19 protein-coding genes are annotated in these 25,000 nt (G+C 47.1%); 7 read left to right on the forward strand and 12 right to left on the reverse strand.

Features of this window, described 5'->3' with window-relative positions; translation table 11 throughout:
- Window positions 1-183 precede the first annotated feature (183 nt).
- The 9 genes from PPM_RS14900 to PPM_RS14940 form a co-directional block, all read right to left on the reverse strand.
- Window positions 184-729 carry a glutathione peroxidase gene (locus tag PPM_RS14900; RefSeq protein WP_013371592.1) on the reverse strand — a complete coding sequence of 182 codons (546 nt, stop codon included), beginning with the start codon at window positions 727-729 and terminating at the stop codon, window positions 184-186.
- A 177-nt stretch (window positions 730-906) separates the two neighbouring features.
- Window positions 907-1,179 (reverse strand): hypothetical protein, encoded by a 273-nt coding sequence (locus tag PPM_RS14905; RefSeq protein ID WP_013310628.1) that lies wholly within the window; start codon window positions 1,177-1,179, stop codon window positions 907-909.
- 67 nt (window positions 1,180-1,246) lie between these two features.
- Complete coding sequence (gene nth, locus PPM_RS14910) at window positions 1,247-1,921, reverse strand: endonuclease III (RefSeq protein WP_013371593.1); 675 nt, start codon at window positions 1,919-1,921, stop codon at window positions 1,247-1,249.
- Between the two features lie 213 nt (window positions 1,922-2,134).
- Window positions 2,135-2,785 carry a GerMN domain-containing protein gene (locus PPM_RS14915; RefSeq protein WP_013371594.1) on the reverse strand — a complete coding sequence of 217 codons (651 nt, stop codon included), beginning with the start codon at window positions 2,783-2,785 and terminating at the stop codon, window positions 2,135-2,137.
- 49 nt (window positions 2,786-2,834) lie between these two features.
- Complete coding sequence (locus tag PPM_RS14920) at window positions 2,835-4,334, reverse strand: N-acetylmuramoyl-L-alanine amidase family protein (protein ID WP_013371595.1); 1,500 nt, start codon at window positions 4,332-4,334, stop codon at window positions 2,835-2,837.
- A gap of 294 nt (window positions 4,335-4,628) precedes the next feature.
- On the reverse strand, window positions 4,629-6,203 hold the full coding sequence (locus PPM_RS14925) for an N-acetylmuramoyl-L-alanine amidase (RefSeq protein WP_013371597.1): 1,575 nt from the start codon (window positions 6,201-6,203) through the stop codon (window positions 4,629-4,631).
- A 231-nt stretch (window positions 6,204-6,434) separates the two neighbouring features.
- Window positions 6,435-7,037, reverse strand: coding sequence for a 3-isopropylmalate dehydratase small subunit (gene leuD / locus PPM_RS14930; protein WP_013371598.1), 603 nt, complete (start codon window positions 7,035-7,037; stop codon window positions 6,435-6,437).
- A gap of 21 nt (window positions 7,038-7,058) precedes the next feature.
- The gene (leuC, locus tag PPM_RS14935) at window positions 7,059-8,483 is read right to left on the reverse strand and encodes a 3-isopropylmalate dehydratase large subunit (protein WP_013371599.1); all 1,425 of its coding nucleotides are present in this window, start codon (window positions 8,481-8,483) and stop codon (window positions 7,059-7,061) included.
- A gap of 302 nt (window positions 8,484-8,785) precedes the next feature.
- Entirely contained in the window at window positions 8,786-11,644 is a 2,859-nt protein-coding gene (locus tag PPM_RS14940; protein ID WP_013371600.1) for an alpha-amylase family glycosyl hydrolase, read from the reverse strand.
- Window positions 11,645-12,205: 561 nt separating this feature from the next.
- Here PPM_RS14940 and PPM_RS14945 point away from each other — a divergent pair.
- From PPM_RS14945 to hydF, 7 genes are all read left to right on the forward strand, one after another.
- On the forward strand, window positions 12,206-12,571 hold the full coding sequence (locus tag PPM_RS14945; RefSeq protein WP_013371601.1) for a hypothetical protein: 366 nt from the start codon (window positions 12,206-12,208) through the stop codon (window positions 12,569-12,571).
- Between the two features lie 128 nt (window positions 12,572-12,699).
- On the forward strand, window positions 12,700-14,862 hold the full coding sequence (gene fdhF, locus PPM_RS14950; protein WP_014599971.1) for a formate dehydrogenase subunit alpha: 2,163 nt from the start codon (window positions 12,700-12,702) through the stop codon (window positions 14,860-14,862).
- The gene (locus PPM_RS14955; protein ID WP_013371603.1) at window positions 14,859-15,488 is read left to right on the forward strand and encodes a 4Fe-4S dicluster domain-containing protein; all 630 of its coding nucleotides are present in this window, start codon (window positions 14,859-14,861) and stop codon (window positions 15,486-15,488) included. The genes fdhF and PPM_RS14955 overlap by 4 nt, the downstream gene beginning before the upstream one ends.
- A 32-nt stretch (window positions 15,489-15,520) precedes the next feature.
- The gene (locus tag PPM_RS14960; protein ID WP_014599972.1) at window positions 15,521-17,023 is read left to right on the forward strand and encodes a [FeFe] hydrogenase, group A; all 1,503 of its coding nucleotides are present in this window, start codon (window positions 15,521-15,523) and stop codon (window positions 17,021-17,023) included.
- Between the two features lie 70 nt (window positions 17,024-17,093).
- A complete protein-coding gene (locus PPM_RS14965; protein WP_013371605.1) occupies window positions 17,094-17,684 on the forward strand; it encodes a 4Fe-4S dicluster domain-containing protein in 591 nt (196 codons plus the stop codon).
- Between the two features lies 1 nt (window position 17,685).
- Complete coding sequence (locus tag PPM_RS14970; protein WP_014599973.1) at window positions 17,686-19,134, forward strand: aspartate ammonia-lyase; 1,449 nt, start codon at window positions 17,686-17,688, stop codon at window positions 19,132-19,134.
- A complete protein-coding gene (gene hydF / locus PPM_RS14975; protein ID WP_013371607.1) occupies window positions 19,121-20,374 on the forward strand; it encodes a [FeFe] hydrogenase H-cluster maturation GTPase HydF in 1,254 nt (417 codons plus the stop codon). Before PPM_RS14970 ends, hydF begins: the two co-directional genes overlap by 14 nt.
- A 150-nt stretch (window positions 20,375-20,524) precedes the next feature.
- Here the strand turns inward: hydF and hydG are convergent, their stop codons facing one another.
- The 3 genes from hydG to PPM_RS14990 all read right to left on the reverse strand — a co-directional run bounded on the left by hydG (window position 20,525) and on the right by PPM_RS14990 (window position 24,910).
- A complete protein-coding gene (gene hydG / locus PPM_RS14980; protein ID WP_013371608.1) occupies window positions 20,525-21,937 on the reverse strand; it encodes a [FeFe] hydrogenase H-cluster radical SAM maturase HydG in 1,413 nt (470 codons plus the stop codon).
- Between the two features lie 49 nt (window positions 21,938-21,986).
- Window positions 21,987-23,039, reverse strand: coding sequence for a [FeFe] hydrogenase H-cluster radical SAM maturase HydE (hydE, locus tag PPM_RS14985; RefSeq protein WP_267127973.1), 1,053 nt, complete (start codon window positions 23,037-23,039; stop codon window positions 21,987-21,989).
- 254 nt (window positions 23,040-23,293) lie between these two features.
- A complete protein-coding gene (locus tag PPM_RS14990) occupies window positions 23,294-24,910 on the reverse strand; it encodes an alkaline phosphatase (protein ID WP_013371610.1) in 1,617 nt (538 codons plus the stop codon).
- Between the last annotated feature and the right edge of the window lie 90 nt (window positions 24,911-25,000).

The raw sequence follows: 25,000 nt of genomic DNA on the forward strand, positions 1-25,000 counted from the left end.
TACGGTTTCACTCCTTGTTTCTTATCTGCACCAAATAGCTATATTGTAGCATTCCTAAGCCACTGTGAGAATCATCACATTAAAAAAACTAAAAAAGCGCTCCCTGCCTGTACCTGGCTTTCGGGAACGCGTTCTTGTAAATGGCAAACCATAAGTTTATTTTATAATGTCCAAAACAGATCATCACAGTAATGCTTCAATATATTCTTCCATATCCAGAGGGTCTGTCGTTGCTTCAAATCGTTTGATCACTTTCCCGTTCCGATCAATCAGGAATTTCGTGAAATTCCATTTGATCGAATCTCCTGGTAAGTACTCAGGATGACGCTCATGAATTAAAGGAATAAGTATTTTGGCAACCGAATGTGTTTCATCAAAGCCCTCAAAGGGCAACGACGAAGCAAGATATGTAAACAACGGGTGAGCCTGCTCATCACGTACATTCACCTTTTGGAACATGGGGAATGCGACCCCATAATTCAGAGTACAAAATGTTTGCACACTTTCATTGGAATCCGGCTCTTGATCGGCAAATTGATTGCATGGGAACCCGAGAATCACCAAGCCTCTATCCTTATATTGATCATATAGACGCTGCAAATCCTGATATTGAAATGTAAAACCGCACTGGCTGGCCGTATTTACAATCAACACTACTTTATCTTTATAATCACTAAGGGTGATCTCCTTGCCGTTCATCGCAATGGCTGAATAATCATAAATGCTCATTTAAGAAACTCCTCTGAAAATGTAATTGAAGATTTCATATTTAAATATGTGAAATCATCCATATCCAGCGTTTTATGACGGTCTTCAAGGTTCGTGTAAATATGCGTCTGCGGGCTGGTTAGACCAGCCGAGCCGCCTATACCGGAACATGCAACGCATGTCGTCCGCTAATTACACTTAATTAGCTGCAGTCTCAAGTACTGGCAGCAAAATTTCAAATACTTGACCATGCTGTAAGATCGTAATTCCACGGGATTTATCCTTCATTACGACCACTTCTGGTTTTTGTGACATACGCTCCAGGTAATGCTCAGGGACATCACCAGAATGACTAACTGTGATTCCCTCTAGCTCGCGCTCTTCGTTTTCAGCAAACTCTGTTGTTACAATTTGCTCAAAAATATCGGAGAACGCCTCAAAATTATCTGTATATACCGAAATGCACTTCATTACTCTTCATCCTTTTCTACACATAAATGGTTAAACCCTCTATTACCTTTATAGGTCTTTCGGGTCTTTAAGCTCTACGTTTCTTATCTTTTCTGATAAGAGACGTTTTCATACGTTTCTTGCCTTCCCTGCACACATCCAGCAATGGACACACCTGACATTGAGGGTTTTGAGCTTTGCAATGGTAGCGTCCGAAAAAAATGAGCCGGTGATGGGTCACAGACCATTCATCCCTAGGTACCCTTTTCATCAGCTTTTTTTCCACCTCAAGCACTGAATCATCCCACCCTGCAAAGCCGAGCCGTTTGGAAACGCGCTCTACATGCGTATCTACCGCAATAGCTGGTACATCAAAGGCAGTAGATACTACGACATTAGCCGTCTTGCGGCCAACACCGGGTAGCTTGACCAGTTGATCATGCTCCGAAGGTATCTCTCCCCCGTACTGGTCTATTAAAATCCGGCAGAGGTTATGAATATGCTTGGCCTTGTTTCGGTACAAGCCGATTCTACGAATATCCTGCTCCAGTTCCTCAAGAGGAACAGCCAAATAATCCTCAGGTGACTTGTATTTTTGAAACAGGTCTGCCGTTACTTTATTGACCATCTGATCGGAGCATTGAGCAGACAATAACACGGCAATCGTTAATTCAAAAGCATTGTCATGGTTCAGCTCACAATGGGCATCCGGAAACATCGTACCGATGATGTCCAATATATGACGTGCGGTTGCTGCATTCACGGAAATCCTACCTCCTAGCAAAAAAAACGTCTTGATACGGGATAGCCCGCATCAAGACGGTCACTCTAAATAATCATCCGGAAAGAAACGAATACTATTTGTGCATGACTGCCTGCATAGGCGAGAAATACACTCCTATATTATCATTATCTGTCACAGATTGCACGTGAAAAGTGTGTAAATTCTCAAGAAATTTTCATACAGTCTGATCGATTAGCGGCTCATTGGGTGCTCCAAATCTACATGTCCCATTAAGGACTCCAGAGATTGACCATCTACGAGCAAATCCAGCGTTTTGACTTCCTTGAATTGGAACATCGTTTGCTTCAAAGCATCGATAGCCAATTCCTCGCCGCCAGCTCCCAATCGAGCCTCATCCGGCAGGGAAATATCAAAGGTCAATGCACCGTTATCCAATTTGATCTTATGCACGGTAATTTTCTCGGACCACAACGGAATCAGAGCAGAATCACCGCTCTTTTGTAGAGCTTCAAACGCTTTTTGGAATTTTTCCAGCTCGCTCGGATAGGTAATTTCCTTTTTCTGTTCTTTCAAACCGTTCTCTTGTGTATCCGTATAGTACACTGTGATCTGTTGTGTTTGACGATCTCCTGACTTTTCCGTGTCCGTCTTGGTCTTTGTAGGCTCCGTCGACGGAGTTGCAGGTGTTTGACTCGCTCCATTATTTTCAGCAGACTGAGCTGATGGATCAGGGGTCGTCTGTTCGGGTGTACTATTTTGTGCAGCTGAAGTTTGTGTTTCCTGAGATGGAGTCGCAGGAGCCGATGTTTGCTTAGAGGCACACCCTGCACCTGCAATGGCAAACAGTGCCAGCAGACCTGCAATTACGATTTTCTTGTTCATATGTCTGTCCCCCTCCTTACTTGACGTTGGCAAGCGATTTGTTGAAGATTTATTTTACGTCGAGATACTCTGTGATTCCATCTGCAATCCCTTGAGCTACCCGGTTTTGAAAATCTTCATCAAACAGTGTTGCTTCCTCTTTTGCATTACTCAGATATCCTACTTCAAGCAAAACAGCTGGCATAGTCGTTTCCCGAATTACATGGAAATTTCCATAACGAATGCCGCGGTCTGTCAGACCCGTCGCAGGAGCAAAGTACTTATGCATAACGTTGGCGAACGCTTTGCTTGCACTACGCTGGTAATACGTCTCTGTGCCGTTGGAAGCTGAGCTACCGCTGCTGTTAGCATGAATGGACACAAACACGTTGGCTTTAAGATTTTCAGCCACTTTTACGCGCTGTTTAAGCTCCAAAAATGTATCATTGCTACGTGTTAACACAACCTCAAGCTTGGGGTTTTGTTTTAATATGCTTTCTACTTTCAGAGCCATCGCCAGGTTGAAGGTCTTTTCATAATTTTTTCTTGAAATACCAACTGCCCCGGAATCTTTTGCTCCATGTCCAGCATCAATAACAACGACCTTTTTACCATTGCTATTAACTGGAGATGTCTGCGTATCGTCCGGCTCTGACCCATCCGGTAACGTTGCGTCTGGCGTTGTATTCACTGAATCCTTGGAAGCCAGATCGACGATAACACGATTCGATCCATCATTATATGCGGTATAATTCATGGCATGTTTCAAATCAATAACAACTCTCACCGTTGATGGTTCCTTTTGGAATAAAGCATATCGGATACCGGACACATCCGCTTCATTCTCAATGTCCAGCGAACCATTTAAGTTGCTATCCAGCTTCTGCTGGTCTCCAAAATTGTCCGCAAATGCAGTCGCTGGCAAATCCACCACTACCCGATCAGGGCCTGTCATCGTAAACGCTTTCGGCTTGACAGCACCCGCTGTTGTGATGGTTAAGCGGTTTTGGCTGAAACTGACTCCCTGCACCTGCGTCACACCTGAACTCGCATTATTGGTTGGCGCAGTTACACTTCCTGTACCTGTACTGTTATTTCCGGACTTAGGAGGTGTAAATTCCCCGTTTCCAGACCCACTATTGCGGGTATATAATTTTACGGACTTGGAGCTGCTGTCCCATTTTACGTCCAGTCCCATTTGCTCGCCGATAAAACGAAGCGGTACAAGGGCATAATTGGAACGCAGCAGAGGCGAAGCATCCAGACTAATGTCGCTTCCATTGACAGTCGCCGTCTTACTTCCGATTATCATTCGGATCAAGGTACTGTCCTTCTCAATCGTGATGGTTCGCGCCTGCTGCTTCCATGTCACGTCATATCCCAAATTTTCAGAAATTACGCGCAGCGGAACCATCGTACTTCCGCCAATTACTTGTGCCTTAGCACCACTAGGGACACTTAACTGTTGATCGTCGAGATAGATTTGTGTTCCACTCGAAGCCGCATGTCCATAACCCGGAACCGCCCACATGAAGACAAATAATAACAACAAAAAACCAAATTTCTTCATTCGTCACCCTTCCATTCATAATTTTTTTGCCACATGCTCCGGTGCGGCGACCTGATATACGCGCTTATGTAATATCAGACAACCTTATAGACGTTATCTCACACCAAAAGTTGCGAATATATTCCATCATAACAGAAATATACGTGCCAAAGAACTATTTTTGTCGAATTTTGACTAAAAATATGGACCATTTGCTTCCCGTCAAAAGTCGCAGCAAAAAAATAAAAAAAGCTACTTTTCACCCTCATGAATTTTCATTAAAAGGTGAGAAAGCAGCTTTTATTGCAAACTTTCTTAGTTGAGTGATTCAGTTACTCCTGTGCCTGTTCCAAGGTACTCTTTCAGGCCATCGACAATACCTTCGGCAATCTTCTGCTGTGTTTCTTCTGTGAACATGGCCGCTTCATTTGACAGATTACTAAGGTAGCCACATTCCAGTAATACAGCGGGCATTTGTGATTTTCTCGTCACCACATGGTTTGCCACCTTAATACCGTTATCCTTAAACTCGGTTGCTGCTACAAGATGTTTGTGCATGATCGTGGCCAGGCTCAAACTTTCCTGACGTGCATAATAGGTTTCAGACCCATTAGCTTTTCCGTTATTAGAAGTTGGCATACTGTTACCATGAATGGAAACAAACACGCTAGCCTGCTGATTATTAGCGAGCTGTGGCCGTTCATCCAGTGTGGGATACGTATCTCCATTGCGAGTCAATACAATTTGAATATCAGGATCATTTTGGGCAAGCTGCTGGACTTTTAACGCTACCGCCAACGTAAATTCCTTCTCATGTCGTCCAGTCACACTGCCTGCTCCAGGGTCCTTACCACCATGTCCTGGATCAATTACGACGATTCGCCGTCCTTCGACATTCGTTGGAGCTACTATCTCCGGGTTCACACTACGTTCACGCAACTGAAGGGTGATATCACCTATGCCATTTGTTGAAAGATCGTAATCACGTGCCTTATTCAAAGCAATGACGATACGTGCGCCCCCTTTTGTTCCATCCGCAGGAGCAAATCTGATTTCCTGTACATCCTCACTGTAACTATTCACCAACGCCCGCGTGCCATCCTTACGAACCGGGAACGACTGGAGAAGATCTGTCGACAGTGAAGTCTCCGGTAAATCTACAACTATACGGTCAGGTCCTGTCATTTTGGATACTTTAGGAGTTAGGTCTTTGTTCAGAGAAATCTTTAACGTTTCATTCTCAAAAGAAATGTTTTGTACAAGCACCGCATTTGTAGTAGTCTGTTCTACATTCTGCTCCTTGGCAGTTGAAGGTACGGCTTCCGTATGCTTGTCTGCTTCAACCGGAGTTATTGTTGTCGCTGTTGCTGTAGACGTTTTATTTGTGCTTTTTGTACTCTGTGTTGACGTTTGCGACGGTTGTTGGGATTGAGACTGTTTATCCGCTGGTTGAGTTGCAATCTTCTGACTGAGATTTACGGATTTATTTTGATTATTCCAATCCACTTTTAACCCCATTTGCTCCCCGACAAAACGCAATGGAACCATGGTCGAGCTGCCCCGCAGCACAGGTGGTGCATCCAAACTAACTGTTTTTCCATTCACATCAGCCGATGTACGGCCTACATACATAGACATATCGGTACTGTTTTTTTGTATTGAAATTTTATAGGCTTGTGGCTCCCACTTAAACTGATATCCAAGCTGCTCCCCAACCACCCTGAGCGGTACCATGATTTTACCATTGACCATTTCAGGCTTTGCACCTGCGGGCGCTTCCACCCTTTTGCCATCCAAAAATAATTCTGCTCCAGCCGCATTCACATGAGGGGAGGACGGCCATAACCAAATCAAGATAGCCGCTAGTATCACCCAACCATATTTCTTCATCCTCATTCCCCTAACTTATATATGTATTTTTTGTGCTACTTACAGACATAATCCTTCAGCCATTTTACATTTACAATACCATGATGAGTCGAACCGTCAACCCCTTATTTACCAATTTATTTTCTAAACATGATAAAAGCCCGTAGGCAAAAGAGTTGCCAGTACGGGCTGTCTGTCTATCAAATAAATTAACTATATTTCTTCATATTGAAATTGGACCGGAAATGAACATTATGCGCCTTGTTTCGCAGCACGCTTTTGCTCATAAGCCAGAATTTCAGACTCATGCTGGAGGGTCAAGCCAATATCATCCAAGCCTTGCAGCAGGAATTGACGGCGATGTTCATCCAGATCGAATTCAATACGCAGACCGTAATCGTCAGTGACCGTTTTTTCATTCAGGTCTACGTTTAATTGGTAATTATCATGCTTTGCCGTGCGCTGGAACAATTCCTCTACTTGCTCTTCAGACAGTTTGATCGGCAAAATACCGTTTTTAAAACAGTTATTATAGAAGATATCCGCAAAAGACGGTGCGATTACACAACGAAACCCATAGTCCAAGATTGCCCACGGTGCATGCTCACGGGAGGAGCCGCAACCAAAGTTGGCGCGAGAAATCAGTACAGATGCCCCTGCATAACGAGACTTGTTCGGTTCAAATTCAGGATTAATATTGCCCGCCTCATCAAACCGCCACTCATAGAACAAAAACTGCCCAAAGCCTGTGCGCTCGATGCGTTTCAAAAATTGCTTAGGAATAATAGCATCCGTATCCACGTTCACCCGATCCACAGGCGCTACAATTCCTTTTAAAGTTGTGAAAGCTTCCATCGTTAATTCCTCCTCCGTATCCTAGCGGACAACTTCTTCTTGCTTGAATTTCCAATCTCGTACATCGACAAAATGTCCATGAATCGCCGCAGCGGCTGCCATTGCTGGAGATACAAGGTGAGTACGTCCTCCGCGTCCCTGACGACCTTCAAAGTTGCGATTAGAAGTTGAAGCACAACGTTGCCCCGGTTGAAGTACATCTGGATTCATCGCAAGACACATGCTGCAACCCGCTTCGCGCCACTCAAATCCTGCTTCTTGAAAAATGACGTCCAGTCCTTCTTCTTCAGCCTGAATTTTCACACGACCCGAACCTGGTACCACGATTGCCGTGACTTTGTCAGAAACCTTGTAGCCTTTGGCTACTTCGGCTGCAGCGCGCAAATCTTCAATCCGACCGTTGGTGCAGGAGCCGATAAACACATAATCAATTGCAATATCCGTGATCGGTGTGCCTGGCTTCAAATCCATATATTCAAGCGCTTTTTCAGCTGCTTTACGTTCGTTTTCTGTCGGCAATTCTGCCGGAATGGGTACGGTTGAGGAAATATCTGTGCCCATACCGGGACTGGTGCCCCACGTTACTTGTGGAATTAAGGAATCCACGTCAAACTCCAGCACGACATCAAACTCGGCGCCTTCATCGGTGACAAGCTCTTTCCACTCAGCAACCGCCTGCTCAAATGCGTCACCTTGGGCTACATGTTGACGTCCACGCAAGTAGTTGAAGGTCGTTTCGTCCGGCGCAATCATACCTGCTCTGGCTCCGCCTTCAATAGACATGTTACACACTGTCATGCGCTCTTCCATGCTCAACTCGCGGATGGATTCACCCGTGTACTCAATAACATAGCCTGTAGCGAAATCTGTACCGTATTTGGCGATGACACCCAAAATCATGTCCTTTGCCGTCACACCAGGTTTGCGACGCCCTACAAAACGAACTTCCATCGTTTTTGCTTTTGCTTGCTGGAGACATTGCGTTGCCAATACGTGCTCTACCTCACTGGTTCCGATACCAAAAGCGAGCGCTCCGAACGCCCCGTGTGTGGAGGTATGGCTATCACCACAAACAATCGTTTTTCCCGGATGAGTCAGCCCCAGTTCAGGCCCCATAACGTGAACGACACCCTGATCCACCGTATCCAGATCATATAGTGTGACACCGAAATCGCGGCAATTTTGAGTTAATGTATCAATCTGCTGCTTGGAAATCGGGTCCGTAATGTTGTAACGATCTTTTGTCGGTACGTTATGATCCATTGTGGCAAACGTCAGCTCTGGACGACGCACCTTGCGACCGCTAAGACGTAGTCCCTCAAACGCCTGCGGCGAAGTTACCTCATGTACGAGGTGAAGATCAATGTACAAAATACTCGGCTTGCCCGCTTCCTGATAGATGACATGGTTATCCCAAATTTTCTCGAACATGGTCTTTTTACTCATCAATATTCACCCCTGTGTTTTTCGAACCTAGTGGAGAGAAGCTGTACGGCTCTCTCTTGGATGTCAACAATATACCACGACGTGTCTGATTGGTCTAAGATATGATATCTATAGAAGTGATAGTCTTGACCTATAAGCGCGCTTAAGAAAATATTGAGGCAAGACTAAAACACCAAAGGCCGAAGGTTATTTTTCCTTTTGACCTTTGGTATGACTCTATTTTTATATCATTATCGTTTTGCGCTAAAACATTGAGATTGAGTGCATCACCATACCGTACACCGTCAATCTCCGATGACTGCTTACTTCAAATAGGTTCCCGTTTCTCCAATTCCACCACTGCCATTCAAAACATATACCCTTGCATTTCCTTTACCGGAGCAAGTCAAGGTAATTTTGCCATCCGTAACTTTTTTGGAATCACCGGTCACTGCATCCACATAGGTTCCGTTCGGAATTCCGGAAAACGTTGCGTTTCCCGAAATCGTGACCAACGCAAAGCTGTCAATGCCTTTGGCGCTGTCGGTATATCTTCTCTTAAACGCAAGATTACCCGTTACATTTTCTGTAGAATACTGGCCTTTTTGCAAGGCAGGAACAGCTCTTCTAATTAAATTTAGCTGTCTGATATGTTTCGCCAGAGGATGGTTGAGTGATTCCGCAAGCGTGCCAGTAGCATTTGTGTATTTGCCATAATCTTGTACCATAACACTGCCTTCTATGTGATCGCCGTAGTAAGCCCGTCCCGTTTTGCTTAGCGGTGCATTTGGACCCGGATCAATGACTGCCCCCTTTTGAAATTCGATTTCGGAGCCATAGAAGATGGCGGGTATTCCGCGGAAGGTGAACATCAGATCGAGATTCTCGGCCCAAGTATCTTGTGTGCCCGCAAATCTTTGATTTTCCGGAGCCTGGTCGGGCGCATAGTCATGGGAGTCGACATAGGTTACATTCCAGGTGGCATCATTGTAGTATTGATCTCCACTTCTCATATTGAAGGCTTCATGCGCGGTCTTGAATGCCCAATGCATAGGAAAATCTATCACATCCATACCCGATTTCATCGAATAGTCAGGCGTATGATAGGTATTGCCGATTAAGAAAGCATTGTTCGAGGTTGGCTGTCCTGCTGTAGTAGAGTTATCCGTCCACTCTTGTTCAACCGACATTTTATTAGAGGCATAGTCATTTTTCCCATCGCCCGGATATGATTTTGAAGCCTTCCAAGTATAGAATGGCGTTGAAATCGCTGGAATCCCGCTGTTCCAAACATCTCTGTACCGGGTGGCTACTTCTCCAAAAACATAGAAATCCGAGCCGCCTCTTGTCTTCCAGGCAGGAATATAGTACTTGTTGAAAATATATCGGCTCACATGCTTCACTGTATCGACACGGAAAGCGTCAACGCCCATGTCTATATAGTGATTGTAGGTATCAATTAAATATTTGTTAACTGCAGGGTTTTCCGTGTTCAAATCCACGCAATCTCCCGCTATCTGACCAGTCTGAACAGTATAGGACTCCCAGGAAAGACTTTTCTCTGTATGGTAAATATTATTATTCGTTTCGGCGGTCTTCATTAAAGCGAGCCTTGCCTGATACTGCTGATCGGGTGTCATGGAATCATAGTTTGACGGCAGCTTATCCGTAGTTTTCACCAAGTTGTTACCGGTATCCGGTTTAGCCGGATCTTTCTTAAACATGGGGTACAGATTCTCTTCACCAAAATTACCGGTATGATTGACGACGATGTCCTGAATAACCTTCAGCCCTTTGGCATGGGCCGCATTGATCAAATCCTGATAAGAAGCTCCCGCCGATTCATACCTTGGATCTACTTTGGCAAAGTTTATAGCATGGTAACCATGATAATCATAACCGCTGGCATTCTGCACAACAGGTGTAATCCAGATGGCACTAAATCCGAGGGCTTTGATATAATCGAGCTTTTGAATCAGTCCCTTAAAATCTCCTCTCCAAGCCGGGTCCGAATCCGGATTACGCGCCTTGGTATCATCCCATGCATGCACATTGTTGCTTGGATCACCATCATAAAACCGGGAAGTAATCACGAAGTAAATAGTGTCTTCCCGAAAATCACCCTTATCTCCAATATTATAAACAAAGCTCTGTTTGGTTTGATTCCCAGCACCGTCTATAACAAGAAATTTTAATGTCGTGGTCTTGGAAATAAGGATGGACGGTCCGGTCAATCCGTCCAGTGCGTTACCGTGGATGTAGACTTTTGAGCTTGTGGTAGGTTCCGTACCATCCTCCGTGTAGTATGCCTTGGTCGTTGCCGCCTTGTTATCTTTCAGGTTGAAGGATACCGTCACAGAGGAACCGGAATGCCCGGCAGGCAAATTCGCCGTGATTGTTGGAGCTTGCAGATCAGCATTCAGGTCAATTACATAATCGAAAGAGGATACATCTCCAGTTTGACCGATTGAATTGACAGCGATGGCTTTGATAGTCAAAGAGGAAGCAACCTTGATTGGAGTGGTATACAAGGTCGAGGAGGTCGTAGGTGTCGAACCGTCTATCGTATAATAAATCTTATCGCCACTGTTGGTGCTGGACAGCGTTACCATTTGGGCGGAATCGTATGTTTTCGGCTCGGGAGAGATGGAAACCACCGGAACTTTTGGAGTTTCCGGGTTGGCATCATACCATACGTTATCCGTGTAATACCAGCCCTCTTTCACACTGCGGGACAAGTCGGCCGTCTGTTTGCCACTACTATCATTAAAGATGAGACTTGAGCCTGTCGCCTCGGCAATGGTATAGCTATACCAGTCGTTTCCGTCCGACTTCATCAGAATTCCGGGCCACGCCCCACTAATCGGAACGGTTGCCGGATTCAAATTCCAGTAATGGATTCGAATTGCTGAATTCCAGCTTGCAGGCTTTTTAAAGTGAACCGTTAATCCGTTTTGAGTTGATGTAGGTAATGTAGGTGATGCTGTAGGTGCATACGTCGCAGTAACGGTAGAAGTGGCCGATGCGGTTGGCAGTGGAAGAGCATTCACTGTGGAATGCGTATAGGCGGCTGTATAATCGGTGTTACTGGCCGAAGCACCGCCAGGTAAACCGAAAAAGTTCAAGCAAAGCGACAATATAATCAACCAAGAAATAAAACTCCCTGTTTTTTTTCTTAGCAAGTTAACACCCTCCTGATAAAATTTAGTAGCTAGATCGTGCAACCGGTTGCATAAAAAATAAAAAAAAAGAAAGACACTTATTTTGGATAAAATGAATCCATTGATCGCCTCCCCCGTGTTATGTAAGGAAAACCATTGTACGCGCTTACAAAATAAACTCTTAAAAAAGCCCGTTTAAATACGGATCTAAAATAATCAATGATTTTTCCTTTTTTGATTATATCATCCATACTTTTCCTTGGTCAATGTATTTGCTAGTGTGTAGATTTCCTCCGACCATAATCACTCTTTATGAAAAACCAATGGCTACTTTTCCAGAACTCTCTCGCTCGCTAAATTCCCAGTATACCTACCTCCAATCTAAACTATGTAAAATTTTGGTTGGGTGTAATGAATTTCACATCTTTCCGGGTCAACCTGTTCTACCATAGAAGAGTGATACGCCGTGCTGGGCAGACCATTTTGGTCGGGACGTTTACTTCCTGTTCTAAATTAGCTACAGAGGCTGTCTAGCATGCGCGGCAAGTACGCCTTTATTTTGATTCGAAGCGGAGTGTCCAGATGTTGAATACCGAATTGGAATACCGTGAGCGCATCAGGAAGCTGGCCGTATGTATTGTCAAGCATTACCGAGGAAAAGGACCGGACAACGTTAAGGTTTCTTTGAACTCACCACTCCGAGTTACAGTAGAGATCCAAGGTACTTTGTCTAATCTGTCCGAAATTCTCGTTCATGAAGGCGCTGTGGAAAAGGTCAGTGATTACTGGAATGTCCTTCGTCCTTATCTGGAAAAGGAGTTTATGAGGGAAGCCGAAAAAACACTTGGCAGTCCCTTCACTTACACTTGGGAGGTCTGCCCCTCCGTCCATGGAGACGGACATATTATCATTACTCTTGAACTACAACACATACCCCGGTTGGATTAGCGGGAAGGAGATTATCTCCTCGCTCGCGGATAAGCCAGTACAGAATGCAGCGTAAAGCGGCATTTTTGTATTGGCTTTTTTTATGTTACGAGTTTCATCTATTTCATATAAAAAGAGGTGCTGCACACATGGCAGACAAGGTATTAACAGTATGTCCTTACTGCGGAAGCGGTTGTCAGCTTCATTTGCTAGTGGACAAAGGACAGGTAATTGGCGCGGAGCCAGCTAATGGCCGTACAAATGAAGGAACATTGTGTCTGAAGGGACATTATGGGTGGGATTTTCTGAATGATCCACAGATTCTGACTGCACGCTTGCGCAAGCCCATGATTCGCAAAAATGGAGTCATGGAGGAAGTGGAATGGAATGAAGCCATTCAGTATACTGCCGAACGGCTGTCAGCAATTAAGGAAAAGTATGGACCTGACTCTATCATGGGGACGGGTTCCGCACGCGGTCCGGGGAATGAAGCCAATTATGTCATGCAAAAGTTCATGCGGGCAGTCATTGGCACCAATAATATTGATCACTGTGCCCGTGTTTGCCACGGTCCTTCCGTAGCAGGCTTAACCTACTCGCTTGGGGATGGGGCTATGTCCAACTCTATTCCTGAAATTGAACATTCTGATCTCCTTTTCGTATTTGGATACAATGCGCCAGAAACGCATCCAATCGTCGCAAGACGTATTGTAGCTGCCAAGCAAAGAGGTGCCAAAATTATTGTATGTGATCCTCGTATGACTGAAACAGGGCGCATCGCGGATATGTGGCTACCTCTTAAAGGCGGCTCGAACATGGCTTTGGTGAACGCCTTTGGTCATGTGCTAGTACATGAAGGGCTGTACGACAAAAGATATGTCGAAGCAAACACAGAAGGCTTTGCCGAATATGTAGAAAACATTAAAAAATATACACCTGAATATGCGGAAGGTATTACGGGTGTCAAGGCTGCTGACATTCGGGCGGCTATGAGGGAATATGCCAAGGCTCCTACCGCTACAATTCTATACGGAATGGGCGTATGTCAATTTTCACAGGCCGTTGATGTGGTAAAAGGTCTCGCTTCCCTTGCCCTGCTTACTGGTAATCTGGGCAAGCCAAATGTAGGTATTGGACCTGTACGTGGACAAAACAATGTCCAGGGCTCCTGCGACATGGGTGCATTACCCAATGTGTATCCTGGTTACCAGGATGTCATCGACACTGCAGTTCGCAAAAAGTTTGAAAAAGCATGGGGTGTTGAGCTACCGCGTAAAAAAGGTTATTCACTTACAGAAGTACCGCATCTCATCCTGAAAGAGAACAAGCTGAAGGCTTATTATATTTTCGGCGAAGACCCTGTACAAAGTGATCCGAACGCTGCCGAGCTGCGTGAAGCGCTAGAACAATTGGAATTTGTCGTAGTACAGGATATTTTCATGAACAAAACGGCGCTACACGCGGACGTCATCCTCCCTTCTACCGCTTGGGGCGAGCATGACGGGGTGTATTCTTCGGCAGATCGGGGCTTTCAGCGTATCCGTAAGGCCGTCGAGCCGCAAGGTGATGTAAAGCCTGACTGGGCCATTATTAGTGAGGTTGCTACCGCCATGGGCTACCCTATGTCCTATGCGAACACAGAGGAAATCTGGGATGAAATGCGAAGCCTCAGTCCTTTATTCGCTGGTGCCAGCTACCAGAAAATGGAGGAACAAGGCGGCGTACAATGGCCATGCCCTACAGAGGATCATCCAGGTACACCGTATTTGTACAAAGGCAATCAATTTTCCACACCTAGTGGTAAAGGTCGATTATTCGCCTGCGAATGGCGCCCGCCGCAAGAACAGCCGGATGCGCAATTCCCGCTTGTTTTATCTACAGTCCGTGAGGTAGGTCATTACTCCGTGCGTACTATGACTGGCAACTGCCGTGCATTGCGCCAGTTGTCTGATGAGCCTGGATTTATTCAGATTAGCCCTGAAGACGGAGCAGATCTGAACATTCTAGATGGCGAAATTGTGGCTATCTCCTCGCGTCGGGGACGCATTATGGCGCGGGCACAAATCAGTGACCGTGTGCAGAAAGGTGCGACCTACATGACCTATCACTGGTGGGTTGGAGCATGTAACGAGTTGACCGCCGATTTTCTCGACCCAGTATCCAAAACCCCGGAATTAAAATACTGTGCCATCCGGTTGGAGCGGATTGCCGACCAAGCGCAGGCTGAACGTGATGTACATGAATCATACCAACAGATTCGTAAACAAATGAACGTTCAGGAAGCCGTTTTAGCTGACAAGGTGACGAGATGAGCGGCGCGCGCAACACGCTGAGCCGTCCGACAAACAGAATGGGGTCAGCCGATAGAACAAGTGCTATTGCTTCCTCATTCGTCGTTGCAGACGGCGGGCAATGTATTGGCTGCAAAGCCTGTGAACTGGCGTGTTTTGCCGTTCATGGGCAGGCGGGCGGCATAGGCGCTTCGGTCGGAACCGTCAGTGTGCCTGTGGTTCCCAAGGTATATGTAGTGCGCGCCGGAGATACGTACGTGCCAGTGCAATGCCGGCATTGTGAAAATGCCCCCTGTGCACATGCCTGCCCGGTGCAGGCCATTCGCCAGGAGGATGGCGTAGTCATGATTGATGAGGACCGATGCATCGGCTGCACCTCCTGTGTCTTGGCCTGCCCCTTCGGAGCAATCGAGGTGTCTCCAGTCTATCGAGCCGGACACGTTATCACGCAGTCCGGTCTGACTCACCGTGCGAATCGAACCGCGCTTCCCCGCACTGCGGCAAGCAAATGCGATCTGTGCGCGGAAACAGAGAACGGACAGCCTGCTTGTGTAGAGGCCTGTCCAAATCATGTGCTACGGCTGGCCAATGGTATATCCGACTCGCCTCCAGAGCCTCGGCGGGAAGTCTTTTTCCCACGCCTGTAAGGTCAAAATCAGCCGCAGAAAGGTAGAAAAACATGTCAACAACAGACAAGATCTCTTCGCCTCCATGTATGAGGACGTCTGATTCTACAGACCCCGTCATTCATATTGACCCAACGCTCTGTACTGGATGCAGACGCTGTGCGGGTGTTTGTCCGGTAGATGCCATAGAGGGACTGCCTGGAGAACCTCAAACCGTGAACGCAGACCGCTGTGTTATTTGCGGTCAATGTGTGCAAATCTGCAGCGTATACGCCACAGATTGGGCAGATTCATCTCCGCAGGCAGCCGCCATCAAACGTCAGGAACGTATACGTGAACGCGATATGCCTGCCGACACCGGCGAACCGCTCTTTGCTGCCTATTATAGCTACAGCCTGAATAAGGTAGCTGACATGATGAAGAAGCCAGGACAGCTTCGAATCGTGCAGTGCGCCCCAGCCATTCGTGTGTCACTCGCGGAGGAATTTGGTATGCCGTTTGGTACCCTAACACCCGGAAAAATGGCCGCTGCCCTTCGTCGCCTCGGCTTTGATCGAGTATATGATACGAATTTCGGAGCTGACGTAACCATCATGGAAGAAGGCACTGAGTTGATTCGCCGCGTAACCGAGGGTGGACCGTTACCGATGTTCACATCCTGCTGTCCAGCTTGGGTCCGTTTTGCCGAGATTGAATACCCCGATCTGCTAGACCATCTATCCAGTTGCAAATCGCCAATGCAAATGGTGGGAGCGCTGGTCAAGACCTATGGTGCACAGCTGGATGAGGTGGAGCCTGCGAATATTTACAGCGTCGCGATCATGCCATGTACCTGTAAACAATTTGAATGCGATCGTCCCGAAATGGAATCCGACGGTTATCGTGATGTGGATGAGGTATTGACCACGCGTGAGCTTGCATACTGGATCAAGCAACAAGGCATTGATTTTATGAACCTGCCTGATGAGGAATTTGATGCACCGCTAGGGCAATATTCAGGCGCAGGTACTATTTTTGGTGTAACTGGAGGAGTTATGGAAGCTGCCATCCGCACAGGTTATGAACTGCTGACGAATGAGAAGCTGCCAAAGCTCCAGCTGGATTTTGTCCGTGGCGAGGAAGGCATTCGAGTAGCGGAGGTACAGGTGGGCGAATTGCAGCTCAAGGTAGCGGTCGTCGCTGGACTCCAGCATGCCTATCAGCTCCTGGATCGTGTGCAGGCAGGCGAATGTGATTATCATTTTATTGAGGTGATGGGCTGTCCAGCTGGGTGTATCAGCGGAGGAGGGCAACCCAAGCTCATGTTAGAAAAACAAAAAATCGAGGCTTATCGTGCGCGTAAATCGTCCATCTATGGACATGATGCTGCATCTCAGGTGCGCAAATCGCATGAGAATCCTTTTATCATCAAGCTGTACGATGAATTTCTAGGTGAGCCGCTAGGTCATGTATCACACCATCTGCTGCACACGACCTTTCAAAAGCGTGGACCCGGCAGGCAGAGCCGCAGCAGTGATATGTCCGTCAAAGGACATATCGATTATCCCATTCATTAGTACGTTCAACACATAGATATAATCATTAGAAATTATAATTTGCCGTTAGTTAGAGAGGAGTCGAGTTAGTATGAATCGTTTTGTTTTAGCTGATCCCGATCAGTGTATCGGCTGTCGTACCTGTGAAATCGCATGTGTTATCGCACATTCATCGGAGAACCCTTTTATCTCGCCAGATGACGAGTTTCATTTTCACCCTCGCTTAAAGGTGATCAAATCCTTTGGAGTCACCGCACCTGTCCAGTGTCGTCACTGTGAGGATGCTCCATGTGCTAATGCTTGCCCGAACGGCTCCATTACGAACGCAGACGGCTGCATTCTTATTAACAGTGAAAGTTGCATTGGCTGTAAAACCTGCATGATCGCCTGCCCTTACGGCGCGATTACCATGGTGCCTCAATACAGAGACGGACAGCCGGTCGTGCAAGACGGACTGTACACTAATGTGTCGGGTCGTTTGCAACCCAAAGAACGCATGATTGCCAGCAAATGTGATTTGTGCGAAGGTGTGGATGGCGGACCGGCCTGTATTGGAAAATGTCCAACGCAAGCCCTCAAGCTGGTCGAGCCAGATCTGGTTCATGCACGGGTTGAGGAAAAACGAGCTGCAAGTGCACGTCAGCTGCTGCATATGACACGTATTCCGGCGACGGGTCTATAACATGACTCCGTCTTCTCCTCTGGTCAAAGTTATGCGGACCGAACGGGATGCACTAGGAGACATGGAAATTCCTGCGGAGGCCTTGTACGGTATTCACACCGCACGTGCGATGAACAATTTTGCAGTCAGCGGCAGGCCCGTGAACAGAAACCTGATTCAGGCTCTTGTATTGGTGAAAAAAACGGCTGCTCAAGTCAATGGTGAGCAGAAACGGCTACCTACTCACCGGGTATCTGCCATTGTAAATGCCTGCGATGAATTACTCGCTGGACGGCATCAAGATATGTTTACCGTAGATGCCATGCAAGGCGGCGCAGGCACCAGTACCCATATGAATGTAAATGAGGTCATTGCTAATTTGGCCATCGTACAGCTAGGGGGGCAGCCAGGGCAATATGAGCTTGTACATCCGCTGGATGATGTGAACTGCTGCCAATCTACGAATGATGTCTATCCTACGGCGCTACGAATTGCTGCGATACGCCTGCTGCGCCCTTTATGTGACACGCTGTCTTCGTTACAAAATACTTTACAGCAAAAAGAAATAGAATATGCCGACCTGCTCAAGCTAGGCCGCACACAGCTAATGGATGCCCTGCCTATGATGGCCGGGCAAGGCTTTGGTGCCTACGCAAAAGCTATAGCGCGTGACCGTTGGCGCCTCTATAAAGCCGAAGAACGGCTGCGAGAAATCCCAATTGGAGGCACGGCGATTGGCACAGGTATGAATGCGCCTCGGGCTTACAGCTACCGGATGGTCGAAAAGCTGGCGGACGAGACTGGATTAGGACTATGTCGTAGCGACCACCCCATGGACCCGATTCAAAATATGGATGTCTTCGTTGAGGTATCGGGTCTACTTAAATCCGCTGCCGTAAATCTGCTCAAAATATCTGGCGATTTTCGTCTGCTGGCCTCTGGTCCTTTCGGTGGTATCGGTGAATACATGCTGCCTCCGGTCCAAGCTGGCTCCTCTATTATGCCAGGCAAGGTCAATCCGGTGATGGCAGAAATGGCCGGATTGACAGCGATGCGCGTGATGGCCAATGATGCGGCTATCACGATGGCTGCTGCCTCTGGACAGCTGGAGCTGAACGCGTTCCTACCGTTGATTGCCGAGTCGCTGCTGGAATCTCTGCACATTCTCAGCAATGCCGTTCAACTGTTCGAGGAACGGTGTGTGCGCGGTCTGATCGTACATGAGGAACGCTGCTCTGCTAATCTGCACAGCTCAGCTGTGATGGCTTCTGCGCTAGTCGCGGAACTTGGCTATGATGAAGCTGCTTCCATTGCATCAGCAGCCATTGCACAGGGGCGCTCACCAGAGGATATTGCAGAGGATCGCGGTCAACTGACCCGTGCGCGGATTGACCAATTGTGCCATCCCTATACCGTTACCAAGCCCGGAATTCCGGGGCAGGAAGAAGGAACTCACCATGGGAATGAATGATACCCCGAGAAGCAACCGACCACATATCGTTCTGCTTGGTCGCCGAAATGCAGGCAAATCCAGCATTCTGAACACCTTGACCGGCCAGCCCGCCGCTGTGGTATCACCTATAGGAGGAACGACTACGGACCCCGTTTTCAAGCCGATGGAGCTACTTCCTGCGGGTCCCATTGTTCTGGTGGATACCGCCGGACTGGACGATGAGGGTGAGATCGGGGAGCTGCGCCGCAACAAAACGCTAGAAATTCTTAATAGTACAGACTTGGCTCTGCTGGTCATCGACGCCACTGTTGGCGTCGGACCATTCGAGCATGAGCTGCTTGAAAAGCTACGCACTAAAAAGATTCCTGTCATTGGGGTACTTAATAAAATAGATACCCTTGCTGAATCAGATCCGATGGCTGCAACGCTGGGGAACGAATTGAATCTCACACTGATTCCTTTCAGTGCCGCTATGCTTCGGGGGGACACTGAACTGAAAAAGGCCATCACGAATACACTCCCCCAAAACGAAGATCGCTTCCGCATCGTAGGTGACTTGTTATCACCTGGCGATCTGGTCGTGCTGGTGGTTCCTATCGATAAAGCTGCGCCAAAGGGTCGATTGATTCTGCCGCAGCAGCAAACGATCCGTGATACGCTAGAGAGCGATGCCATCGCTGTAGTGACCAAAGAGCATGAACTACGTTTGACGCTGGAGCGACTGGGGCGCAAGCCCCGCCTGGTCATTACCGATTCACAGGTCTTTATGAAAGTCGCAGCCGACACACCCAAGGATGTACCTCTTACCTCTTTCTCTATTCTGTTTGCCCGTCATAAAGGCGATCTGGACGAACTGGTGCGAGGGGCAAGAGCCATTGATCGCCTCAAGGATGGAGACCGTGTACTCATTGCCGAAGCCTGCACTCACCAATGCCAATCTGACGATATTGGTCGAGTGAAGATCCCTCGTTGGCTCCGCCAAACGATAGGCAAACGTCTCATTATCGAGCATGCATCCGGCTCCAGTTTCCCTGACGATTTGAGTGAATATGCGTTGGTTATTCATTGCGGTGCCTGCATGCTCAATCGGCGTACAATGCTTCACCGAATGTCTGAAACGAAAGCGGCCGGCGTGCCGATTGTGAACTATGGTGTTTTTATCGCTTATGTCCAGGGGGTCTTCCCCCGTGCTATTGAATGCTTCCCATCTGCTATGCTGGCCTGGGAGCAAGCGGCTGAAGCCGGAAGTTATTCTTAAAATCTCATCATTAATATTTTTTCTCTAGACATACAAAAGCAGCCGCGTTGGAATCAGCGCGGCTGTTTTTGTATGTTCAAATGCTATTATTATTAATAATAAGAATTTTCATAGCGTGACGTGAAAGGATACTGCCAATAATATATAATGCTAAAAATACAAATCGCGCTCGCCTGCTTCTAATCGTTCAAGTCTGTCGAGCGTCAAACGGCGCGTCGATTCACGTGGGATACGCTCCAGATTCTCTCGCAACGCGGCAGCTCCCAGTTCACGTGCCTCCTCATCCCCATAATCCAGTAGATATTCTTGGAAGGTCAGCAGCGAATTCGGCTGGCACACATTATGAATTTGTCCGGATTTGGCAAGCTCCATGAAGCGATCTCCGGTTCGTCCCTCACGGTAGCAAGCTGTACAGTAGCTTGGCATATATCCGCCACGGCACAGACTTTTAATAATTTCCGATGGTGAGCGATGGTCTCCCACCTCAAATTGAGGCTTATCCTCCGTGTCCTGTTTGGCATAGGCCCCTACGCCCGTAGCTGATCCAGCACTAATCTGTGACACGCCTAAACCAATGACACGGTCTCTATATTCCGGCTCCTCGCGTGTAGACAGGATCATACCAGCATAAGGGACAGCCAGTCGAAGGACGGATACAATTTTCATAAAATCATCATCGTTGACCAAGTACGGATATCGCTCCAGGTCTACATTTTCAGCCGGACGCAAGCGTGGAACCGAGACCGTGTGAGGCCCACAGCCAAAGACTTCTTCCAAGTGCTCGGCGTGTTTCAGCATGGCTACAGTTTCATAGCGGAAATCATACAAACCGTACAACACACCGATCCCCACATCATCTATACCTGCACGCATAGCCCGGTCCATTGCGGTGGTGTGCCAATCAAAGTCCCGTTTTGGTCCTTGTAAGTGAAATTTGCGATAGCTTTCTCGGTGATACGTTTCCTGAAATAGAATATACGTTCCAATACCCACCTCTGCCAACTTCCGATAATCCTCTTCGGTAGTGGATGCAATATTCACATTGATCCGCCGAATGCTGCCGTTATCTACTTTGACCTCATAGATCTGGCGCAGACAATCAACGATATAGTCAATGGGACAATGGACTGGGTCTTCGCCCGCTTCCAGTACGAGTCGCTTGTGTCCCAGTTCTTGAAGTACTCTGACCTCTTCCACCAATTCCTCCGGGGTCAAGCGGCTACGCGTAAAGCTATCATTGGTATGTTTATAACCACAATATTCGCAGTTATTAACGCAATGATTGCTTACATATAAAGGAGCGAACAGCACAATCCGATTGCCATAAATCTGCTCTTTGACTGCCCTCGAAGATTTGAACATCTCTTCCAATAATTCAGGATCATCCACATGCAAAAGAGCCGCCGCTTCACTTGCATTCAGTCCGCGGCAGGCTCTACCCTTTTCTAAAATTTCCAAAATGCGTTGTCGATTGGTTGCCTCTTGTTTCCCCTGCTCCACTGCAGCCATAATCTCTGCTTCATTAATAAAATCCGCCGACACTTTCTCCCGTACTCCACTCACGTATACCCATCTCCTTATTTATGGTTACTGCAATGTTTCCGTCACGTTCTCACACTGTCCCCTGTCTCATAAGCTGTCGTTGCACTCTCAAACTATCGCCGCGCCCCATATCAACTTCAAATCCAGCTCCACGGATCCGCAGCTCCAAGCAATGTCTACATTGGGCAGACTCATCACCCAAACATATTTTATTCTCATAAATCGCATACTTAGGCCTCACCGCCAGTGGCGACAAATTAGGCATCACCACATTCGCTCCCGCCTGAAGCGCCTTCTCCCTTCCTTGGGGATGAATCGTCCCCATGGCCGTGGATGCCGGAATAAGCGCATCTGGAACGACCAATCGGGATAATGAGATGATATCAAGTGCCTTTTCCATGCTCCCCTGGCTGGCCTCACGAAGCGGCGTGTTGCTATGTGGTAAAAAGGGGCCAATCCCGATCATATCTGGGGACAGACTATGCAAATAGACCAAATCGTCTGCTAATTCACTGTTCGTTTGTCCTGGCAATCCCACCATACATCCAGCCCCGATCTGAAAGCCGATACGTTGCAAAGCCAGCAGACGGCTACGCCTGCTTTCGATCGTCATCGTCGGATGCAGCTTGGCGTACAAACTGGGTGAAGCTGTCTCATGCCGGAGCAAAAAACGGTCCGCACCCGCCTCGTATAATCGCTCATAAGTTTCGTCATCCCGTTCACCGATGGACAATGTAACCGCCACATCTGCAAAACGGCTTTTAATTTCCCGAATTAGTTTCGTCAGCCGAGCAGCCGTAAACCAGTAATCTTCCCCACTTTGCAAAACAAAGGTCCGATAACCCAGTTCATACCCCTCCGCACAGCAGGCCAGAATTTCTTCCGGCTGCAAACGGTAACGGTCTGCCTGTTTATTCGAAGCACGCAGCCCACAATACATGCAATCCTGACGACATATACTTGAGAATTCAATTAATCCTCGTAAAAAAACACCTTTGCCATAACGCTCCAATTTGGTGCGAGCTGCCAGTTGACGCAGTTGAGCTCGTAGCGCCGGCTCACTATCCAGACGTGTTAGCAGTTCCGTCATTTCTGTATGCGTCCATTCCTTGCCATCAGCCAGACGCAGTAATAATTCGTCCGTGACTCATCCCTTCTTCCCTCGTCCATCCGGACTTTACATCATCAGCGACTTATATCGTACATGTATTATTCTAGCAACATTAGAGAGAATATAACGTGACTAGTTTCACAAAAAATCCCATTTTCTGAAAACCAATTTCATTCTCAACTTAAAAACTACATATTCATCTCTACACAAAAAAAAGCTGCCTCCTCCCTTATGGAAGAAACAGCTTCTGTCGATGGTTCTGTTTATCACTGAATCAAATCAATCGCTTGCTGGGGTACAAAATAATCAACGCCGTTAAATACGACTACACCGTTGAGCGTAGAATTTTTACCATTGAGTGTAGCAATATTTTTGTATACTGGAAGCTCCAGCTTGTTACTGCCTTTGGTCACTGTAATGACTTTTGTGTCTGCAGTAAACTTGGCTCCTTTAGCTTCAAAAGCGGCTTTTGCAGGAACAAACAGTTGCTTGCTGACTGTATCCAAATCCAGTCCAAGTACACGTGTCATATACTTATTTACATCCGTATTGTCGATTACACCGGATGGACGGTCTCCGTTCGGCGCGTACGTGTACAACACAACATCGCCTCCTGTATGTCCACCCGTAGTCCAGCCAATATTGGCACGTTTGCTAATCATCGGTCCGACGGCATAATTCATGCTACCTTCTTTAGCATTTTTAATTGTCTTTACTTCTTCGTCTGTCAAATCGGTGATGCCAAAATACGTGGAAAGCACCTCTTTAATATTGCTGCGATCTGCATTCAGCTTGGCTTCCAAGCCTTCCCCCGTTAGCTTCGCTTTTTTCAGCGGGTCTATAAAAGAAGCCAAAGGCGTTTTGTCATAATTGCTAGTTGTATCACTGCTACCAATCGTCAATCCACCGTTTCCGTGGTCTGTCACTGCTACGACGACAGTATTTTGATTTTGCTTGGCGTAATCCAGAGCCACTTTCACGGCATCGTCAAATGAAAGCACGTCACTAATAATTCCCGTTGGATCATTAGCATGTGCAGCCCAATCCACTTTACTGCCTTCTACCATTAAGAAAAAGCCTTTATCATTTTTGGATAACACATCAATGGCTTTCGTTGTCATTTCTGCCAAACTAGGTTCCTTGGATGCATCGCGATCCAAGTTATACGCGAGGGCTTCGGGAGAAAAGCTGCCCCAGAGCTTGTTGGAGGTCGAATTTTTCAACCCTTCAGGTGTTGTGACAAAATCATAGCCCTGGTCTTTAATTTGAGCAATTATATCTTGGCCGTCCTTACGCCCTGCTGGCTCCAAAAACTTGCCTCCTCCACCTAACACAACGTCAACTCCGTTGTAGGCTTGTTGCATGCTGAGTGCATCATAATTTTTACGGTCAGGATAATGTGCGGTAAAATCAGCTGGTGTCGCATGCATAATCTCCGAAGTAGCAATAATTCCGGTCGATTTCCCTGCTAGCTTGGAAGCCTCCAGAATGGAAGCTACAGGTTTTTTGGCATCACCTGCTGCGATCGGTTGTTGTCCAGGCATCGTCGCTTCATCCGGAAGAACACCTACATAGCCAGTATGTGATTTATGTCCTGTGGCAAAAGCTGTACCCGCTGGAGCAGAATCGGCAATCGGTGCATCCGCGGAATGCGTGCGCACCATGCCGCTTGCCATGCTGTCTAACGTTAAAGATGATCCTTTGTACCATCTAGCCAGTGCAGTAGCGTCATTAGCCATACCGTCTGGAATCAGAATAATTACATTTTTAATTGATGTATCCTTCTCGACTGCCATCGCTGTCCCGCCGCTTACGGTTAGCATCATTGTCGCTACGAGTGCAGCCACCGATTTTTTCGTATGTATCCCCCAACATTTTAGCATTCATTTTCCTCCCAGACCTTTTTTGTACAACCAGAACTAAGATTAATTAGGTTTTATCAGGAGAATGTTAAGGGAATTCATTATCTGTAT

It is taken from the genome of Paenibacillus polymyxa M1, assembly GCF_000237325.1.
GTDB lineage: Bacteria > Bacillota > Bacilli > Paenibacillales > Paenibacillaceae > Paenibacillus > Paenibacillus polymyxa_C.

Excerpts from the sequence above, each read along its gene's own strand:
- PPM_RS14945 (WP_013371601.1), top strand. The coding sequence starts at position 12,206 with ATGTTGAATACCGAATTGGAATACCGTGAGCGCATCAGGAAGCTGGCC.
- PPM_RS14990 (WP_013371610.1), bottom strand. The coding sequence starts at position 24,910 with ATGCTAAAATGTTGGGGGATACATACGAAAAAATCGGTGGCTGCACTC.
- PPM_RS14925 (WP_013371597.1), bottom strand. The coding sequence starts at position 6,203 with ATGAAGAAATATGGTTGGGTGATACTAGCGGCTATCTTGATTTGGTTA.
- PPM_RS14965 (WP_013371605.1), top strand. The coding sequence starts at position 17,094 with ATGAATCGTTTTGTTTTAGCTGATCCCGATCAGTGTATCGGCTGTCGT.
- leuD (WP_013371598.1), bottom strand. The coding sequence starts at position 7,037 with ATGGAAGCTTTCACAACTTTAAAAGGAATTGTAGCGCCTGTGGATCGG.
- fdhF (WP_014599971.1), top strand. The coding sequence starts at position 12,700 with ATGGCAGACAAGGTATTAACAGTATGTCCTTACTGCGGAAGCGGTTGT.
- PPM_RS14900 (WP_013371592.1), bottom strand. The coding sequence starts at position 729 with ATGAGCATTTATGATTATTCAGCCATTGCGATGAACGGCAAGGAGATC.
- PPM_RS14915 (WP_013371594.1), bottom strand. The coding sequence starts at position 2,785 with ATGAACAAGAAAATCGTAATTGCAGGTCTGCTGGCACTGTTTGCCATT.
- leuC (WP_013371599.1), bottom strand. The coding sequence starts at position 8,483 with ATGAGTAAAAAGACCATGTTCGAGAAAATTTGGGATAACCATGTCATC.
- PPM_RS14920 (WP_013371595.1), bottom strand. The coding sequence starts at position 4,334 with ATGAAGAAATTTGGTTTTTTGTTGTTATTATTTGTCTTCATGTGGGCG.
- PPM_RS14955 (WP_013371603.1), top strand. The coding sequence starts at position 14,859 with ATGAGCGGCGCGCGCAACACGCTGAGCCGTCCGACAAACAGAATGGGG.
- PPM_RS14960 (WP_014599972.1), top strand. The coding sequence starts at position 15,521 with ATGTCAACAACAGACAAGATCTCTTCGCCTCCATGTATGAGGACGTCT.
- PPM_RS14905 (WP_013310628.1), bottom strand. The coding sequence starts at position 1,179 with ATGAAGTGCATTTCGGTATATACAGATAATTTTGAGGCGTTCTCCGAT.
- hydF (WP_013371607.1), top strand. The coding sequence starts at position 19,121 with ATGGGAATGAATGATACCCCGAGAAGCAACCGACCACATATCGTTCTG.
- PPM_RS14970 (WP_014599973.1), top strand. The coding sequence starts at position 17,686 with ATGACTCCGTCTTCTCCTCTGGTCAAAGTTATGCGGACCGAACGGGAT.